The sequence below is a fragment of the Acidobacterium capsulatum ATCC 51196 genome, assembly GCF_000022565.1.
GTDB classification, from domain to species: domain Bacteria; phylum Acidobacteriota; class Terriglobia; order Terriglobales; family Acidobacteriaceae; genus Acidobacterium; species Acidobacterium capsulatum.
In genome coordinates this window covers 1,923,080-1,938,320 of sequence record NC_012483.1, presented here as the reverse complement: position 1 = coordinate 1,938,320, position 15,241 = coordinate 1,923,080, and the positions used below count along the sequence as shown (strand labels likewise).

At 64.6% G+C, this 15,241-nt stretch carries 15 protein-coding genes; 13 read left to right on the top strand and 2 right to left on the bottom strand.

The window, feature by feature from the left end; all coding sequences use genetic code 11:
- The first annotated feature begins 10 nt into the window (after positions 1-10).
- From ACP_RS07775 to gltX, 5 genes are all read left to right on the top strand, one after another.
- Positions 11-322 (top strand): hypothetical protein, encoded by a 312-nt coding sequence (locus ACP_RS07775; RefSeq protein ID WP_015896745.1) that lies wholly within the window; start codon positions 11-13, stop codon positions 320-322.
- A gap of 160 nt (positions 323-482) precedes the next feature.
- A complete protein-coding gene (locus ACP_RS07770; protein ID WP_041839406.1) occupies positions 483-761 on the top strand; it encodes a hypothetical protein in 279 nt (92 codons plus the stop codon).
- Between the two features lie 50 nt (positions 762-811).
- A complete protein-coding gene (ispD, locus tag ACP_RS07765) occupies positions 812-1,531 on the top strand; it encodes a 2-C-methyl-D-erythritol 4-phosphate cytidylyltransferase (RefSeq protein WP_015896743.1) in 720 nt (239 codons plus the stop codon).
- 20 nt (positions 1,532-1,551) lie between these two features.
- Positions 1,552-2,175: a 2-C-methyl-D-erythritol 2,4-cyclodiphosphate synthase gene (gene ispF / locus ACP_RS07760; protein WP_015896742.1), complete on the top strand. Its 624-nt coding sequence runs from the start codon at positions 1,552-1,554 to the stop codon at positions 2,173-2,175.
- Positions 2,176-2,478: 303 nt separating this feature from the next.
- Positions 2,479-3,924 carry a glutamate--tRNA ligase gene (gene gltX / locus ACP_RS07755; protein WP_015896741.1) on the top strand — a complete coding sequence of 482 codons (1,446 nt, stop codon included), beginning with the start codon at positions 2,479-2,481 and terminating at the stop codon, positions 3,922-3,924.
- A 96-nt stretch (positions 3,925-4,020) separates the two neighbouring features.
- On the opposite strand, the gene ACP_RS07750 is transcribed toward gltX, so the two are convergent.
- The gene (locus ACP_RS07750) at positions 4,021-4,986 is read right to left on the bottom strand and encodes a vWA domain-containing protein (RefSeq protein WP_015896740.1); all 966 of its coding nucleotides are present in this window, start codon (positions 4,984-4,986) and stop codon (positions 4,021-4,023) included.
- 177 nt (positions 4,987-5,163) lie between these two features.
- Here ACP_RS07750 and ACP_RS07745 point away from each other — a divergent pair, with 177 nt between their 5' ends.
- The 4 genes from ACP_RS07745 to ACP_RS07730 all read left to right on the top strand — a co-directional run bounded on the left by ACP_RS07745 (position 5,164) and on the right by ACP_RS07730 (position 10,246).
- Positions 5,164-5,988: a phosphatidate cytidylyltransferase gene (locus tag ACP_RS07745; protein WP_041839405.1), complete on the top strand. Its 825-nt coding sequence runs from the start codon at positions 5,164-5,166 to the stop codon at positions 5,986-5,988.
- A gap of 91 nt (positions 5,989-6,079) precedes the next feature.
- On the top strand, positions 6,080-7,270 hold the full coding sequence (dxr, locus tag ACP_RS07740) for a 1-deoxy-D-xylulose-5-phosphate reductoisomerase (protein ID WP_041839404.1): 1,191 nt from the start codon (positions 6,080-6,082) through the stop codon (positions 7,268-7,270).
- A 31-nt stretch (positions 7,271-7,301) separates the two neighbouring features.
- On the top strand, positions 7,302-8,726 hold the full coding sequence (gene rseP, locus ACP_RS07735; protein WP_015896737.1) for an RIP metalloprotease RseP: 1,425 nt from the start codon (positions 7,302-7,304) through the stop codon (positions 8,724-8,726).
- Positions 8,727-9,085: 359 nt separating this feature from the next.
- Positions 9,086-10,246 (top strand): cysteine desulfurase family protein, encoded by a 1,161-nt coding sequence (locus tag ACP_RS07730; RefSeq protein ID WP_015896736.1) that lies wholly within the window; start codon positions 9,086-9,088, stop codon positions 10,244-10,246.
- A gap of 215 nt (positions 10,247-10,461) precedes the next feature.
- Here ACP_RS07730 and ACP_RS07725 read toward each other — a convergent pair whose 3' ends face one another.
- Positions 10,462-11,079, bottom strand: coding sequence for a hypothetical protein (locus ACP_RS07725; RefSeq protein WP_015896735.1), 618 nt, complete (start codon positions 11,077-11,079; stop codon positions 10,462-10,464).
- A gap of 50 nt (positions 11,080-11,129) precedes the next feature.
- Here ACP_RS07725 and ACP_RS07720 point away from each other — a divergent pair, with 50 nt between their 5' ends.
- The 4 genes from ACP_RS07720 to ACP_RS07705 are packed head-to-tail and all read left to right on the top strand — an operon-like array spanning position 11,130 to position 15,200.
- The gene (locus tag ACP_RS07720) at positions 11,130-12,464 is read left to right on the top strand and encodes a 3-deoxy-D-manno-octulosonic acid transferase (RefSeq protein WP_015896734.1); all 1,335 of its coding nucleotides are present in this window, start codon (positions 11,130-11,132) and stop codon (positions 12,462-12,464) included.
- The gene (lpxK, locus tag ACP_RS07715) at positions 12,461-13,525 is read left to right on the top strand and encodes a tetraacyldisaccharide 4'-kinase (protein WP_015896733.1); all 1,065 of its coding nucleotides are present in this window, start codon (positions 12,461-12,463) and stop codon (positions 13,523-13,525) included. Before ACP_RS07720 ends, lpxK begins: the two co-directional genes overlap by 4 nt.
- A 29-nt stretch (positions 13,526-13,554) precedes the next feature.
- Complete coding sequence (locus ACP_RS07710) at positions 13,555-14,625, top strand: glycosyltransferase family 9 protein (RefSeq protein WP_238525681.1); 1,071 nt, start codon at positions 13,555-13,557, stop codon at positions 14,623-14,625.
- The gene (locus ACP_RS07705) at positions 14,622-15,200 is read left to right on the top strand and encodes a methyltransferase family protein (RefSeq protein WP_015896731.1); all 579 of its coding nucleotides are present in this window, start codon (positions 14,622-14,624) and stop codon (positions 15,198-15,200) included. Before ACP_RS07710 ends, ACP_RS07705 begins: the two co-directional genes overlap by 4 nt.
- Positions 15,201-15,241 lie beyond the last annotated feature (41 nt).

Below are 15,241 nucleotides of genomic sequence, written 5' to 3'. Positions count from 1 at the left end.
TCCGCCTTGTATGGCACCCAAGGATGAAACTTATCTCGAAGTCGCCTGCCCCGATTGCGGCGCGACTCTGAAAATCGACATCAAGACCCGCACGGTCATCAGCCACACCCCTGCGCCGCGCAAGCGTACCTTTGAGGACTTTGAGACCGCGGCGCGCGCCATGCGCGAGCAGGACCAGCGCAAGGAGAGCCTCTTTCAGCAGTCGATCGATGCAGAAAAGAACCGCAACGACGTGCTCGAGAAGAAGTTTGCCGAGGCGCTCAAGCGCGCCAAGGAGTCTCCGGACGCCGGCAAGCCGCTGCGCGATTTCGACCTCGATTAATGCCTCGCACTCCGCCGAAGCAACGCGTGCCGCCTGAGGCGCACCCTACCTTCCGGAGCACAATTTGCGACAGGGGCAGAAGAGAACAATGATGGTGAAGGATTACCCGACAACACTGGAGGCCCAATTGCCAGCCCAATCGTCCAACGGAGTGGCTCGAATGACTGAGGATGTATCGCTCACCCGCACTGCCGCGGCCGGTTCGCTGGTCGCCGGCGCATGCCTGCTGATGACGGGCCGCCGCAAGGGCGCGCTGCTGGCCGCCGTGGCCGCCGGAGTGCTGATGGCCATTGACAATCCCGAGGCCGCCGCCGAGTTGTGGGACCGCGTGCCGGGCTACCTGCGCCGCGCCGAGGACTTTGTGGGCCGGCTCGAAGACACGGTCGCCGAGGTGCAGGTGCAGGGCGAGAAACTCAAGCAGACCTTTGCAAAGCGTTAACACCCCGGCGGATGAGCCGCGAGCCCATCCCCTGATATACTCCGATTCCTATGCGGGTATTTGTCATTCTTCCGGCAGCGGGCCTCGGCACACGCATGGCCGCTGGCTCTCATACGCCTCACCAGCCCAAGCAGTTTCTTGAGCTGGAGGGCGTTCCTGTGCTCATTCACACCCTGCGCGCCTTTGCCGCCGTGCCGGCCGTGAGCGCCATGATTGTCGCTGTGCGCCCCAATGAAATCGAGCGCGTGCAGGCGCAGGTGAACGAATACGGCTTTCAGGACAAGGTTCGCGTCGTGGCCGGGGGCGATTCGCGCCAGCAAAGCGTATCGCGCGCGCTGGCCACGGTCGAGTGCGACGCGTCAGACATTGTGCTGGTGCATGACGCGGTGCGTCCGCTCATTGAGCCGGCCGTGATCGCCCGCACCATCGAGGCTGTTGAGAAGAGCGGCGCGGCCATCGTCGGCTTGCCCGCCGTCGATACCATCAAGCAGGTGGAGCGCACCGCCGCCGGAGCCATCATCACCGCCACCATTCCGCGCGAATACATCGTGCAGGCGCAGACGCCGCAGGGCTTTCGCTGCGAGCTGCTGCGCCGCGCCTTTGCCGAGGCCGAGGCCGACGGCTTCACGGGCACCGACGAGGCCAGCCTGGTCGAGCGCGCCGGAGCGCAGGTCACCGTCGTTCCCGGCTCGCCCTCAAACATGAAGATTACGCAGCCCGGCGACCTCGAACTGGCGGCCTTCTACCTGCGCCAGCGTTCTTCAAGGTAATCTGAAAGACGGAAGCTCAGATGAAGATACGCATTGGATATGGATGGGACTCGCACGCCTTCAAGCCGGGCGTGCCATTGCGCATCGGTGGCCTGGCCATCGAGCACCCCGAAGGGCTGGCCGGTCACTCCGACGGCGATGTGCTGCTGCACGCCATCACCGACGCCCTGCTCGGCGCGGTCGCGGCGGGAGACATCGGCAGCTTTTTTCCGCCGGGCGACCCGCGCTGGAAGGGCGCCGACTCGGCCATTTTTTTGAACATCGCGCTTGAAGAGATTCAGAACGCGGGCTACCGCATCGCCAATGTGGACACCACGCTGGTGCTTGCCGCCCCGCGCATCGGGCCCATCGCCGGGGAGATGCGCGAGCGCGTCGCCTCGCTGCTCGATATTCCGCTCGGCGACATCAGCATCAAGGCTAAGACGCCCGAGGGCCTCGGCCTCGATCACGTCGCGCAGGCGCATGCCACCGTGCTGCTGGAGAGGGTCGAAGAATCCGACGATCTGAAGGTGCTGCACGCCGAGATCGGCGAAGAGATTCCGGTGAGCGCAGGAGAGATCGACGAGCTGCTGGGCGAGCTGGGCGGCAGCAGCCCCAAGCCCGCCATCAAGAAGCCGGCCTACGACACCGAAGACTTCACCTAAGAGAGCCGCGTTCGCACCCGAAAGCTCGCTACAAAAAAAGACCGGGGTGCGCCGAAGCCTGCCCCGAGCGAGCCGAAGGCGAGTCGAACGGGGCCGTCCGTTCGGCCCCGGGGAATTCGGCAAGGCTCTGAGTGGGCGGGCTTCAGCTCTTTCAAGGCAGCGACGAAGTTTGTATCAGGGCACGGCTTTAGCCGTGCCGCAAGAGCCCACAGTAAAAATCGGGCTTTAGCCCCTGCGTCTTGGCGGAACAGAACCATCACCGCCAGCCGCTAAAATCTGAAATCGAGAACTACCCTTTTCAAAATGTCTGAAATCACCCCTCGCGTCCGTTTTGCCCCCTCGCCCACCGGCTATCTGCACGTCGGCGGAGCCCGCACCGCGCTCTTCAACTGGCTCTATGCCCGCCACTTTGGCGGCACGCTGATTCTTCGCATTGAAGACACCGACTTTGAGCGCTCCTCTGAGGCCATGGTCGAGGGCATTCTGGAGGGCATGCGCTGGCTTGGCCTCAACTGGGATGAAGGTCCGTTCTTTCAGTCGCAGCGGCTCGATCTTTACCGCGCTACGGCGGAAAAGCTGCTGGCGAGCGGCCACGCCTACCACTGCTTCTGCACCAAAGAGGAGCTGGAGCAGCGCCGCGCCGAAGCCACCGCCGCCGGACGCCCGCCGATGTATGACCGCCGCTGCCGCCGCATCGCTCCGTCTGATGCCGCCGCGCGCAAGGCCGCCGGTGAGCCTGCCGCCCTGCGCTTTGCCGTGCCCGAGGGGGGCTCAACCAGCTTTGATGACGCCGTCTTCGGCAAGGTGGAGTTTGCCAACAGCGAGATTGAAGACTTCGTGCTGCTGCGCTCCGATGGCATCCCCACCTATCACCTCAGTGTGGTCGCCGATGACGTGGACATGCGCCTGACGCACATCATTCGCGGCGCGGACCACCTCTCAAACACCCCCAAGCAGGTGCTGCAATACCGCGCCCTCGGCGCGCCGCTGCCGGTCTTTGCGCACGTGCCGCTGATTCTGGGGCCTGACAAGACGCGCCTCTCCAAGCGTCACGGCGCCACCAGCGTGATTGCCTACAAGGACATGGGCATCGTGCCCGAGGCCTTCCGCAACTTCCTCTCGCTGCTGGGCTGGACGCCCGGCTCTGCCTACAAGGACCGCGAAATCTTCTCATCCGAAGAGTTGATTCAGCTCTTCGGTCTGGATGGCATCTCGAAGTCGAACGCCGTCTTTGACAACGACAAGCTGGCCTGGTTCAACACCGAATACATTCGCGCCTACCCGGCCCAGCGGCTGCTGCCGCTGGTCGAGGAAGAGTGGCAGAAGGCCGGCTTCACGCCCACGCGCACGGCGGAGGAGATTCTGGCCGGGATGGAGCTGCTGAAGCCCCGCGCGCGCAGCCTGAAGGACTTCTCGACCGCGTTTTGCGCCTACTTCAGCGACACATTCGCGTTCGATCCCGCGGCGGTGGCCAAGTTTCTCGCCGACGCCAATGTGCGCGCCCTCCTGGCCGAGCTGGCCGGGCGCTATGCCGGGGCGGCGGAGTTCACCGAAGCCTCGACCGAGCAGGTGCTGCGCGCCTTTGCCGAAGAAAAGGGCCTGAAGGCCGGCGCGCTCATCAACGGCTCGCGCGTGGCGCTCACCGGGCAGGCCGTCGCACCCAGCCTCTTTGCCGTCATGGTCCATCTCGGCCGCGAGCGGGTGGTGGAGCGGCTGCGGGCCGCCCCGTCCATCTCCGTCGAAGGCTGAGGCGGAAGCGGTCTTACTCCGAGCCCGCGAACTAATTTCCCTCCCGTAAACCGCGGGGGTGCCCCGGGTCCGTCAGTTCGGACCCGGGGCCGAGTCTTACTCCGTTCCCGCGTTCGTCAGCCAGATCCGGTTCGGCGCGTCCACCTTCACGCCGGGCGTCCGCACCTTCAGTTTCATGTTGGCCACGTAGGGCTTGCGCTCCTGCATCTGGGCGGTGAAGCTCAGTTGATACTGCTCGTCAAAGCGCTTCAGAAGCTCTTTGAAGTAGGGCTGGAAGCTGACCGGATTACCCAGCCCCTGCCAGTAAAGCTTGCCGCCGGTGGCTTGCGCGACCTGGATGAGCAGGTTCTGCCCGGTGTTGGCGGCGTAGGCGGTGTGGCCAAACCAACCGGAGTTGGTCCAGTAGATGGAGTTGACCACCAGTCCGGCCTGGAGCGAGTCGCGAATCGCCGCCTGTACATAGGGGTCGTTCGGGTCGTAGCGAGGCTCATAGTTGTCCACGCCGTTGGTGATCATGATGACCTCGCGGCGCGCGTCCTGCTCGCGGGAGGGCCAGTGCTTGGCCAGGTCCGACAGGCAGAAGTAGGGGCTGGCGCTGCTGCCCGGTGTGCCGACCGGCAGGCGCAGTTCCTTGAGCGCCATCTCCTTGTTGGTGGTCATGGGGCCGGTGAACTGGGCCTGCCCATTCTGCATGTAGGCAATGCCGATGGCCGCGTCCTGGGGCAGTTCGCGCACAAAGCCGCGAATGTCATTCATCTGCTGGCCCAGGCTGGTGCGCGCGCCGTTGTCGATGAGCAGCACGACTTCGAGCGGCCCGGAGGCGTGACGCCATCCGGTGATATGCGCCGGACGCCCATCGACGCGGAGATTCAGGTCGTTCTCCGTTACCGCGGGCGCGGCGGCGTCGGCCTGCTTACTTATGACCGTGACGGTCGCCATGCCTTGTCCCGGTCCCTTGGGCTGCGCCCATGCCGTCGCGCCCAGCAGCAGGATCGCCGCGCTCGCCCCCATCCAGCGTTTTAAGGTCGTGCGCTTCCAGTTGGTTTGCAGTGGATTTCTCATATCTCTTCCTCCCGACACCCTACAACCTGCTTCATTAGACGGCAGAATGGCCAGAAAAAGCGCATCCTGCCCCAATGCTTTTCTATCTCATGGCAACCCGGCTTTTGCCTTTTTGCTGCTGCCGCTGCCCCGATTTCGCCCGGCTTTCCGCTCCCCAGCGTGTATCCTTCCATAGGAATGAAGCGAATTCTCACGGCTGTTGTCCTGATCCCTATTGCCATTCTTCTGGTCTTCTGGGCCCCCTTCTGGCTCTTCACTCTGGCCTGCGCCGCCGTGGCCGAGCTTGCCCTGTGGGAGTATCTGGCCCTCGCCGACGGCATGGGAGCTAAAACGCCCCGCGTGGCGACGTGCATTGCGGTGGCCGTGCTGTTCTTCTTCGCCTTCCGGTTTCCTGACCTGCTGACGCCGCTGCTGGGCGGTATCGCGCTGATTCTGCTGGCACTGTGTACCTTTCGCTCGCCGCTCAACCGGATTCTGCCGGATGCGGCCTTCTCCACCTTCGGGGTGTTCTATATCGGTCTCTCGCTGATTACGCTGCCGCTGTTGAGCGCGCAGGAGAATGGCCCGGCGCTGCTGCTCTTCCTTTTCTTCGCGGTCTGGGCCGGCGACATTGCTGCGCTCTATATCGGCAAACTCTTTGGCCGCCACAAGATGGCTCCGCATCTGAGCCCGGGCAAAACCTGGGAGGGCGCGGCAGCTTCGCTCGCCGCCAGCGCCTTGTCGGCGCTCTTTCTCATCTGGCTGGCGGGTTTTCTGGCCAATCATGGGGTCAACGCGCTCAGCTATCCGGGATCGATCGTGCATTGGCTCATTCTGGCCGTGCTGCTCAACGCTGCCGCCCAACTGGGCGACCTGGTGGAGTCGGGGCTCAAGCGCGGCGCGGGCGTGAAGGATTCCGGCACGCTGCTGCCGGGCCATGGCGGCATGCTTGACCGCATCGATGCGCTGCTGCTGGCGGCTCCGCTGCTGTGGTACGCTCAGATTGCCCAGCAGTATTTCTAATACTTTCGGGAAATATCTTGTATCAGGGCATGGCTTTAGCCATGCCGTAACCCGCCCCCAAAAGGTGGGCTTCCGCCCCAAAGGAATGTCTTTGAAGCGCATCGCCATCCTGGGCTCGACCGGTTCCATCGGGCAGAGCACCCTCAGCATCATCGAGAGTTTTCCTGAGCGATTTGCCGTGGCCTCGCTGGCCGCGGGGCGCAACCTGGAGGCTGCGTTTGAGCAGGCCTGCCGCTGGCGTCCCTTGGCGATTTCACTCGCCACCGAAGAACTCGCCGCCCAGCTGGCCGCGCGCCTCAAGGCTGCCGGAGTCACCGGCATCGAGGTGCTGCACGGCACCGCCGGAACCGTCCGCGTGGCCACGCTGCCTGAGGTGGACTTTGTAGTTTCGGCCATCGTGGGCGTGGCTGGTCTCGAAGCGACTTACGCCGCCGTCGAGGCGGGCAAGCCCGTCGGCCTGGCCAACAAAGAGGCCATGGTGGCCGCCGGAGACCTGCTGAACGCCGCCGCCCGCGCCAAAAACGTGCCGCTGCTGCCCATTGACTCCGAGCACAACGCGATTCACCAGTGCATGCGCGCCGGCGATCTCCACGAGGTGAAGCAGATCTGGCTCACCGCCTCGGGAGGGCCCTTCCGGACGCTGCCGCTGGCCGACTTTGAGCACATCACCGTGGCGCAGGCCCTCAAGCATCCCACGTGGGTGATGGGCCGCCGCATCACGATTGACTCGGCCACCATGCTCAACAAAGGCCTGGAGATCATCGAGGCCTGCCGCCTCTTTGACTTGCCGCCCTCGGCCGTCAAGGTGACCGTGCATCCGCAATCGACGGTGCATTCGCTGGTGGAATATGTGGATGGCAGCCTGCTGGCGCAGATTTCCGTCACCGACATGCGCCTGCCGATTCTCTATGCCATGACCTGGCCGGAGCGGGTGGCCTCGGAGCTGACCTTTGACATGACCGCGCTCAGCCAGCTCACCTTTGAGACGCCGGACTTCGAGCGCTTCCCCTGCCTGCGGCTGGCCTACGAGGCGGCGGAAACCGGCGGCGCGCACACCATCGCGCTCAATGCCGCCGATGAGATTGCCGTGGAGGCATTCCTCGAAGGGGTCATCCCGTTTCCGGGCATCCCACGTACAATAGAGCAGGTACTGGAGGCGACGCCTCATCGGCATCCGCAGAGCATCACAGAAGTGCTCGCGCTCGATGAACAGGCTCGCGAGACCGCGCGCAAGTTGCTAGCCCCGGCTTTCCGCGACGCGGCCACACCCTCCCGCGTCTAATCAGATTCAGGACTTCTTTCGAAAAGCTTTTATGCCATTTTTCCTAACCGCCACTGTCTCCATGCTCATTGTGCTGGGCATCATGGTGCTCGTGCATGAGCTCGGCCATTTCATCGCCGCCAAGGCCTTTGGCGTGCGCGTGGAGGTCTTCTCGATCGGCTTTGGCACGCGGCTCTTCGGCTTTCGCCGGGGCGACACGGACTACCGCGTCTGCCTGCTGCCGCTGGGCGGCTATGTGAAGATGGCCGGCGAGCTGGGCGGCGATGGCACCGTTCCGCTGAACACCGGCAACAAGACGGGCAAGGACGAAGACGGCCCGCGCGTGCTCGACCCCGGCGACCTGAACTCCAAGCCCCGCTGGCAGCGCATCATCATCGCGCTGGCCGGCCCGGTGGCTAATTTTCTGTTGGCCTTTGGCCTCATGACCGGCCTCTACATGATGCACAACGAGGTGGATCGCTACCTGTCAGAGCCGGCGGTGATCGATGTGGTCAAGGCCAACTCCGCCGCCGCCAGGGCGGGCCTCGAGGCGGGCGACAAGATTCTGCAGTTCGACGTGGCCCATGACCCCACCTGGCAGCAGGTGCGCATTCGCGCCGCGCTCGATGCGAACTCGACCATCCCCGTGACGGTGGAGCGCACGGTGAATGGCAAGAGCGAAGATGTCTCCACGCACCTGTTCATCGCCGACCCGACCAAGGGGCAGGACTTCAGCCTGGATGAAGTGGGCCTGATTCCGCGCATGCAGAACGGGCCCATGAAGGTGACCGACATTGTGCCGGGCTTCCCCGCCGCCAAGGCCGGTCTGAAGCCGGGCGACAAGGTCGCGGCGCTCAACGGCGTGCCGCTGCACTCGGTGATGGCCGTGATTGCCTGGCTGCAGCAGCAGCATGGGCAGCCTGTGACCATGACCATTTTGCGCGACGGCCAGACACAGCAGCTTACCGTCACGCCCAAGTGGGGCGATGACGGCAGCGGACAGATGGGCTACCGCCTCGGCTTTGGCGTTGCCCAGCCGCCTTACAACATTGAGCAGATGCCCTTCTTTGCGGCGCTGCGCCAGTCGGCGGTGATCAACGCGCATTACTCCGGCTACATTCTGGACGTGCTGCACCGCCTGGTCACGCACAAGACCGGCCTGCAGCAGTTGAGCGGCCCCATCGGCATTGCCCGCGAAACCGGCGAGGCCGTGCAGATGCCGGGCTGGCAGCCGCTCATCAACCTGATGGCGCTCATCAGCCTCAACCTCGGCATCATGAACCTGCTGCCGTTCCCGATTCTTGATGGCGGCATGATTACGTTTCTGGTGATTGAAGAGATTCTGCGCCACGACCTCAAGATCGAGATCAAAGAGCGCATCTATCAGGTCGCCTTTGTGGTGCTGATTCTGTTCTTCGCCTTTGTGATGTTCAACGACGTCTCAAAGCTGAACCTCTTCAGCAAACTCAAGCCGTAACGGTCTTCAGAGCTTTGCGGATTTGAGCGGAACCAGTCCCCAGTTGTCAGTCCACAGTTATCAGTCCACAGTATTCAGTCCACAGTCCTCAGTTGTAAGTTTTCAGTTCTCGTACAGCGTCATTCTGAGCCGCAACGCGGCGAAGAATCCCGGCGATCTTCCGGTCGCCACCGCTGCGTCAGGTTTCTCCCACACCCTACGGCACCATGGGAGAAAGCTGTCAACGGCATTCGCGGGACAACTTCGCCTCCCGCCGCCAGGCATTGACCACTGACAACTGATAACTGAGGACTGGGGACTGATCACTGAGGATTGACAACTGGGGACTGAGATCCCCGCCGTTCTACTACAATCAACTCATGCGCCGCATTTATCTCGACGCCAATGCCACCACACCCGTGTTGCCCGAGGTGCTGGAGGCGATGCGTCCGTGGTTTCTTGAGAGCTTTGGCAACGCCTCCTCGATTCACCAGCCGGGCCAGCGCGCCCGCGCCGCTGTGGAGCAGGCTCGCGAATTTGCTGCCCAACTGGTGGGTTGTCGTCCCGGCGAAATTGTCTTTACCTCGGGCGGCACGGAAAGCGACAATGCCGCCCTTTTTGGTGCCCTGAAGCCGGGCGACCACCTCATCACCACGACCATTGAGCATCACGCCGTGCTGCACACGGCCGAGAAGCTGCGCGACCGCGGCATGGAGGTCACCTTTCTGCCGGTCTCGGCCGAGGGCGTGGTCGATCCGGACGAGGTGCGCCGCGCCTTCCGGCCCAATACGCGGCTGGTGAGCATCATGTATGCGAACAACGAGACCGGCGCGATTCAACCGATTGCTGAAATCGGCCGGCTCACGCGCGAGGCCGGCATTCTGCTGCACACGGACGCGGTGCAGGCCGCGGGCAAACTGCCGATTGATGTGAAGGAACTGAACGTCGATCTGCTCAGCATCTCCGGCCACAAGATGCACGCGCCGCAGGGCACAGGGCTGCTCTATATTCGGCGGGGACTGCAACTGGAGCCGATGCTCTTTGGCGGCTCGCACGAGCGCCAGCGCCGCGCCGGCACCGAAAACGTGCCGGGCATTGTGGGCTTTGGCAAAGCGGCAGAACTTGCGATGGCGGGCCTCGCCTCCGGCGCGATTGAGAAGATGGCCGCGCTGCGCGACCGCCTGGAACAGGGCGTGCTCGCCGCCGTGGAAGGCGCGGGCGCGCACAGCACGGGCGTGCCGCGCACGGCCAACACCACCAGCCTCTACTTTGATCAACTGGAGGGTGAGGCGCTGGTGATCTCGCTCGACCTGCGCGGGCTCGCCGTCTCGGGCGGCTCGGCCTGCATGTCGGGCGCGACCGATCCGTCGCATGTGCTGCTCGCGATGGGCGTGCCGGGCCCCCGGGCGCGCGCCACCATTCGTTGCAGCCTCAGCAAGCTCAACACTGCGGAAGACATCGACGCCGCGCTCGAAGTGATTCCTGCATGCGTGGCGCGTCTGCGCGAGCTGTCCCCGGCGAACGCGGGCACGCTGGGCTGATTCGTAGTCCTCCGGTCTTCGCTGACGGGGGAGAATGCAAGCCAGCCCCCCAGTCTCCGGTGGTCAGTCCCCAGTGGCCAGTATCCAGTGGCCAGTGGTCCGTCTTCGGGTTTCATCCTGCGGGGTGGGTGCCCCATTCAAGCCCGCCGTTGGCTTGAGTGGGGTTGTCCCTCTGCGACGTGGGACAGAATCCCTGACTCTCTCCGATATCCCCGTCACTTTTCCAACGGCACTTCAAACGAGAACAATTCCTGCCCGTCCGGCCCTTGCACCTGGCGCACGGAGAGCCGCGCCCCGGTGAGCGGATTGGTGCCGAGACCCTCCACATCAAACCAGAGAAATCCCGCCACGGTGGCATGCGCGGGCACGGCGAGTGCGTTGTATGCGTAGCGGCGAAAGTCCTGTTCCACCTTCGCATCGGAGTCCCTGGCGTGCGTGTTTACTTCAAACGGCCCCAGCGGAATCTGTCGGCCGCGCTTGTCGCGCAGCGGAATGGCGCGCTCCACATCGTCGGGAGTGGCCGCGTCGATGCGGTCGCCGTTTGCGCTCATGAAATAGACGCGCACCTCGGCAATCGAGATGGGCCGGTCATTGTGATTGGTGATGACGAGGCGGATGGGCACAAAGCCGAAGCGCCCGTAAGGAATGGCGAAGACCCGCTGCTGCGCGGCACGGGGGAAGGGCACGGCGGCGATGGAGACGCGCGCCTCTGTGACCGCGTGGGCATAGCTCTCTGCGGCGCGCGCCTGCGGCAAATGGCGCGCGGCCTGTGCGAAGGGCGCGGTGAGCAGTGCCCCAAAGAGCGCGGCCATGGCAAAGAAACGAGCGTGCATAAGCCTGGGCAAATTATCATCGCAAGCGGAAGCCTCCGTAAAGAGATCGATTGCTGCTTGCCCTTTACAGTCTCGCGTTGCTGCTCGTGCTCGTGGTGGGCGCGCCCTTCTGGCTGGTGCGCATGGCCACGGCGGGCAAGTATCGCGAGGGGCTGTGGCAGCGGCTCGGCTTGGTGCCGCGCGCGCTGCGCGAGGCTGTGGCGGGCAAGCGCGTGATCTGGGTGCATGCCGTCTCCGTGGGTGAAGTGCTGGCCGCGAGCCGCCTCATTCTCACCCTGCGCGAACGGAGCGGCTGCACGGTGGTGGTCTCGACCACCACGCGCACGGGCCAGCGGCTGGCGCGCGAGCGTTTTGGCTCCGCATTGGGGGCCGAGACAGTCTTCTATTTTCCGCTCGACTTTGCCTTTGCGGTGCGTGCGTATCTGCGCGTACTGCGGCCGCGGATGGTGGTGCTGCTGGAGACGGAGTTCTGGCCGCGCCTGCTCACGGAGTGCCGCCGCAGCGAAATTCCGGTCTGCGTGGTGAATGCGCGCATCTCGGATCGGTCGTGGCCGCGCTATCATCGGCTGCGCTTTTTGTGGCGGCATCTGCTGGCGCACTTTGCCGCCGTGCTGGCGCAGAGCGAACTCGATGCCGAGCGCCTGCGCGCGCTGGGCGCGGCGAATGCGCAGGCGGCGGGCAATTTGAAGTACGACATATCACCCCAGCAACGAGCACCTGTCGCGGGAGACTCAGCGGCACGCACGCCCGCGACGGCGGTGGAGCTGGTGCGGCAGCACCTGCCGCCGCAGGTTCCGGTGCTGGTCTGCGGATCGACCTGCGGACAGGGAAGCGAGAGCGAAGAGCGTTTGCTGCTGGCCGCGCTGCCGTCCGATGTGGTCACGATTCTCGCGCCGCGCCATCCCGAGCGCTTTGAGGCGGTGGCGCAGATGCTTGATCACAGCGGCAGAGCGTGGCATCGCCGCAGCGCGTGGGCCGCGCAGCCTGTGCCACTTGTGCCCGGCTCGGTGCTGCTGCTCGACAGCATCGGCGAGCTCGCGAGCCTGTATGCGCTCGCCACGGTGGCCTTTGTGGGCGGCAGCCTGTTGCCGCTCGGCGGGCATAATCCATTGGAGCCCGCGCAGTTTGCCGTGCCGGTGGTGATGGGCGAGCACTATGCGAACTTTCGCGGCGTGGTCGCGGCGCTTGAGTCAGAGAATGCGCTGCGATTGACCAGCCCGTCTGCGCTGGGCAGCACGTTTGCCGGGCTTCTGGCGCATCCGGAGCAGGCGCGCGCGATGGGCGAGCGGGCAAGGATGGTCTGCGAGCGCGAAGCCGGAGCCACGGAACGTGCGGTGAAAACGCTGCTCGCCGTGCTCGAAAAAGAGCGGGAGGGTGCGCGATGAATCCGCAGCGGCTGCTCGCGCCTTTGACGCCGCTCTATGCGCTGGGGCTGGCGCTCAAAAATCGTCGCTACGATGGTTACAAAAACGGGCAGAAAGATTCCGCAACCGTGCAACGCCTTGCGTGGCCGGTGATCAGCGTGGGCAATCTCTCGGTGGGCGGCGCGGGCAAGACTCCCGTGGTGATGCGCCTGGTCGAGCTGCTGCGTGAAGAGGGAATGCACGCCGACGTGCTCTCGCGTGGCTATGGCCGCCGCTCTCAAGGCGTGGCGCGCGTGCCGTCCGCCGATGCGGCGGGCAACGCTGAAGACCACTTGGCCGCGCAATATGGGGATGAGCCGGTGCTCATCGCCGCCACGACGCATGCGCCGGTGTATGTGGGGGCTTCGCGGTATGAGGCGGGACAACTCGCCGAACGCGAGGCCGCGTTCGCACACGAGGAGCCGGGAAGCGCCCGTGCCGTACACATTCTGGACGATGGCTTTCAGCATCGGCAGCTTGCGCGGGATCTCGACATCGTGGTGCTGCATGCCAGTGACTTTCACGAGTGGCTGCTGCCTGCAGGCCGCCTGCGCGAGCCGCTGCGCGCGCTGCGCCGCGCCGATGTGCTGGTGCTGCGCGAAGAGGACTCGGATCTGGACTCGGATCTGGCCGCGCGCCTCGACGCCTTGGATTTGCAACAGCCACGGTGGCTTGTGCGCCGTTCGCTGCAGATGCCCGCGGGGTTGCCGGCGCAAACGCCGGTGCTGGCCTTTTGCGGCATTGCACGGCCGCGGGAGTTTTTTGCCGCGCTCACGGCGCAGGGTGCGAACCTTGTGGCGCAGGCGGCGTTTCGCGATCACCGCGCCTTTACTGCCGCCGATCTTGACTACCTGCTTGCGCTTGCGCGCAAGCACCAGGTGCAGGCCTTTGTCACCACGGAGAAAGATGCCATCCGGCTCACGGCCGCGCAGCGTGCGCGGTTGAGCCGCGCCGCGCCGGTTTTGACCGCCCCGCTCACGGTGCAATTTCTTGAGGAATCCGCTGTGCGCGCGCAACTTCTCGCTGCGGTTTGCCGTCAGTGAGATTGCGACTGGCATGAGAAAATAAAGGCTTGCCTGAAAATTCCAAATCGTTGCGCGTGCTGCTTGTGCGCCTGGGCGCCATGGGCGACATTCTGCATTCGCTGCCCGCGGTGACGGCGCTGCGCCGGGCGCATCCGGAGTGGACTCTGGGCTGGGCCGTCGAGCCGCAGTGGAGCGAGCTATTTTGCGCCGCGCACGCTACGCCGGGCACGGCTGGCATGCCGCTGGTGGACGCGCTGCATATGGTTCCGGCGAAGCGCTGGGCCAAGGCTTGGATGCGCCGCTCCACGCGCGAAGAGGTGATGGCCGTGCGCCGCGAGCTGCGCGCGCAGCACTACGATGTGGCCGTGGACCTGCAGGGGGCCGTGCGCTCGGCGCTGCTGGCCCGTAGCGCTGGCACGCCCCGGTTGATTGGAGAGGCGGTGCCGCGCGAGCCTGCCGCGAAGTGGCTCTTCAAAGAGAAGGTGCCGACGCGCGGCGTGCATGTGATTGAGCAATCCATCGAAGTGGTCAATGCTATCGCGGGCGATCATCTGGATTTCACGCTGCCGCTGCTGCCTACGGATACCGAAAGCGAAGCCTTTGCGGCCACGCTGCCGCAGCCCTTTGTGCTGCTGAGCCCCGGTGCCGGCTGGGGCGCGAAGCGCTGGCCGGCCGCGCGTTACGGAGCGGTGGCGCGAGCGCTCGCCGCGCAGGGTTTTCATGTCTGCATCAACAGCGGCCCCATGGAAATGGCGCTGGCCGAAGAGATTGTGCAGTCGAGCGGCGGCGTTGTGCACACGCTGACGCCGAGCCTGTCAAAGCTGATGGCCATCACTCGCCGCGCGGCGCTGGTGATTGCGGGCGACACGGGCCCGCTGCATTTGGCCTGTGCGCTGGGCCGACCCACGGTGGGCATTTTTGGCCCGACGGACCCGGCGCGCAACGGTCCATTTGGCAATGATTTTCGCGTGCTGCGCCACCCTGAGAGCAAGCGCGATCACACACGCCGCGCCGAGCCCGAGGCGGGATTGCTCACCATCACGCCTGAGGCCGTCACCGCTGCCGCGCTGGATCTGCTGGCCGCGCCGCAAACTTCCGCACTGCGAGGAAACGCTTGAGCCCCTCTGCCGCACCGCAACAGAAGCCCACGTGGTCGCGCATTGCGCGGCGCATTCGCGTGCCGCTTGGATTTGTATTTGCCGCTGTCTTTTTGTGGCTCGCGCGTCCGGAGTGGACTTCGCTGGGCTACAGCCTGCTGCTGGTGCTGCCCGGCCTCGCGCTGCGCGCGTATGCGTCGGGCTATGTGAAGAAAAATCGCGAACTCACCACCACCGGCCCTTACGCCTACACGCGCAATCCGCTTTACCTGGGCTCGCTGCTGATGGCGCTGGGCTTTGCGGTGGCCTCGCGCAATGCGTGGATTCTGCTGGGCATCGCGGTTCTCTTCTTCGCAATTTATTTGCCTGTGATTCGCTCGGAAGAGGCTTTTCTGCGTGGCGAGTTTGCCGGCTTTGACGCTTATTGCGCGCGCGTTCCGCGGCTTTTTCCGCGGCTCACGCCCGGAACCCCACGGGTAAAGGGGGAGGGGGGATTTTCTTCCGGCCTTTACCGGCGGCATCGTGAGTACAATGCGTTTATGGGTGCCGCAGCCCTCTATGGCGCATTGCTGCTGCGGCTCTACTTCCACCGCTGATCTTCTACTGAAGAGATCGAACACTGAAGGAATCGAGGACA

Excerpts from the sequence above, each read along its gene's own strand:
- gltX (WP_015896741.1), top strand. The coding sequence starts at position 2,479 with ATGTCTGAAATCACCCCTCGCGTCCGTTTTGCCCCCTCGCCCACCGGC.
- ACP_RS07730 (WP_015896736.1), top strand. The coding sequence starts at position 9,086 with ATGCGCCGCATTTATCTCGACGCCAATGCCACCACACCCGTGTTGCCC.
- ACP_RS07750 (WP_015896740.1), bottom strand. The coding sequence starts at position 4,986 with ATGAGAAATCCACTGCAAACCAACTGGAAGCGCACGACCTTAAAACGC.
- ACP_RS07775 (WP_015896745.1), top strand. The coding sequence starts at position 11 with ATGGCACCCAAGGATGAAACTTATCTCGAAGTCGCCTGCCCCGATTGC.
- ispD (WP_015896743.1), top strand. The coding sequence starts at position 812 with ATGCGGGTATTTGTCATTCTTCCGGCAGCGGGCCTCGGCACACGCATG.
- ACP_RS07725 (WP_015896735.1), bottom strand. The coding sequence starts at position 11,079 with ATGCACGCTCGTTTCTTTGCCATGGCCGCGCTCTTTGGGGCACTGCTC.
- ACP_RS07745 (WP_041839405.1), top strand. The coding sequence starts at position 5,164 with ATGAAGCGAATTCTCACGGCTGTTGTCCTGATCCCTATTGCCATTCTT.
- rseP (WP_015896737.1), top strand. The coding sequence starts at position 7,302 with ATGCCATTTTTCCTAACCGCCACTGTCTCCATGCTCATTGTGCTGGGC.
- lpxK (WP_015896733.1), top strand. The coding sequence starts at position 12,461 with ATGAATCCGCAGCGGCTGCTCGCGCCTTTGACGCCGCTCTATGCGCTG.
- ispF (WP_015896742.1), top strand. The coding sequence starts at position 1,552 with ATGAAGATACGCATTGGATATGGATGGGACTCGCACGCCTTCAAGCCG.
- ACP_RS07770 (WP_041839406.1), top strand. The coding sequence starts at position 483 with ATGACTGAGGATGTATCGCTCACCCGCACTGCCGCGGCCGGTTCGCTG.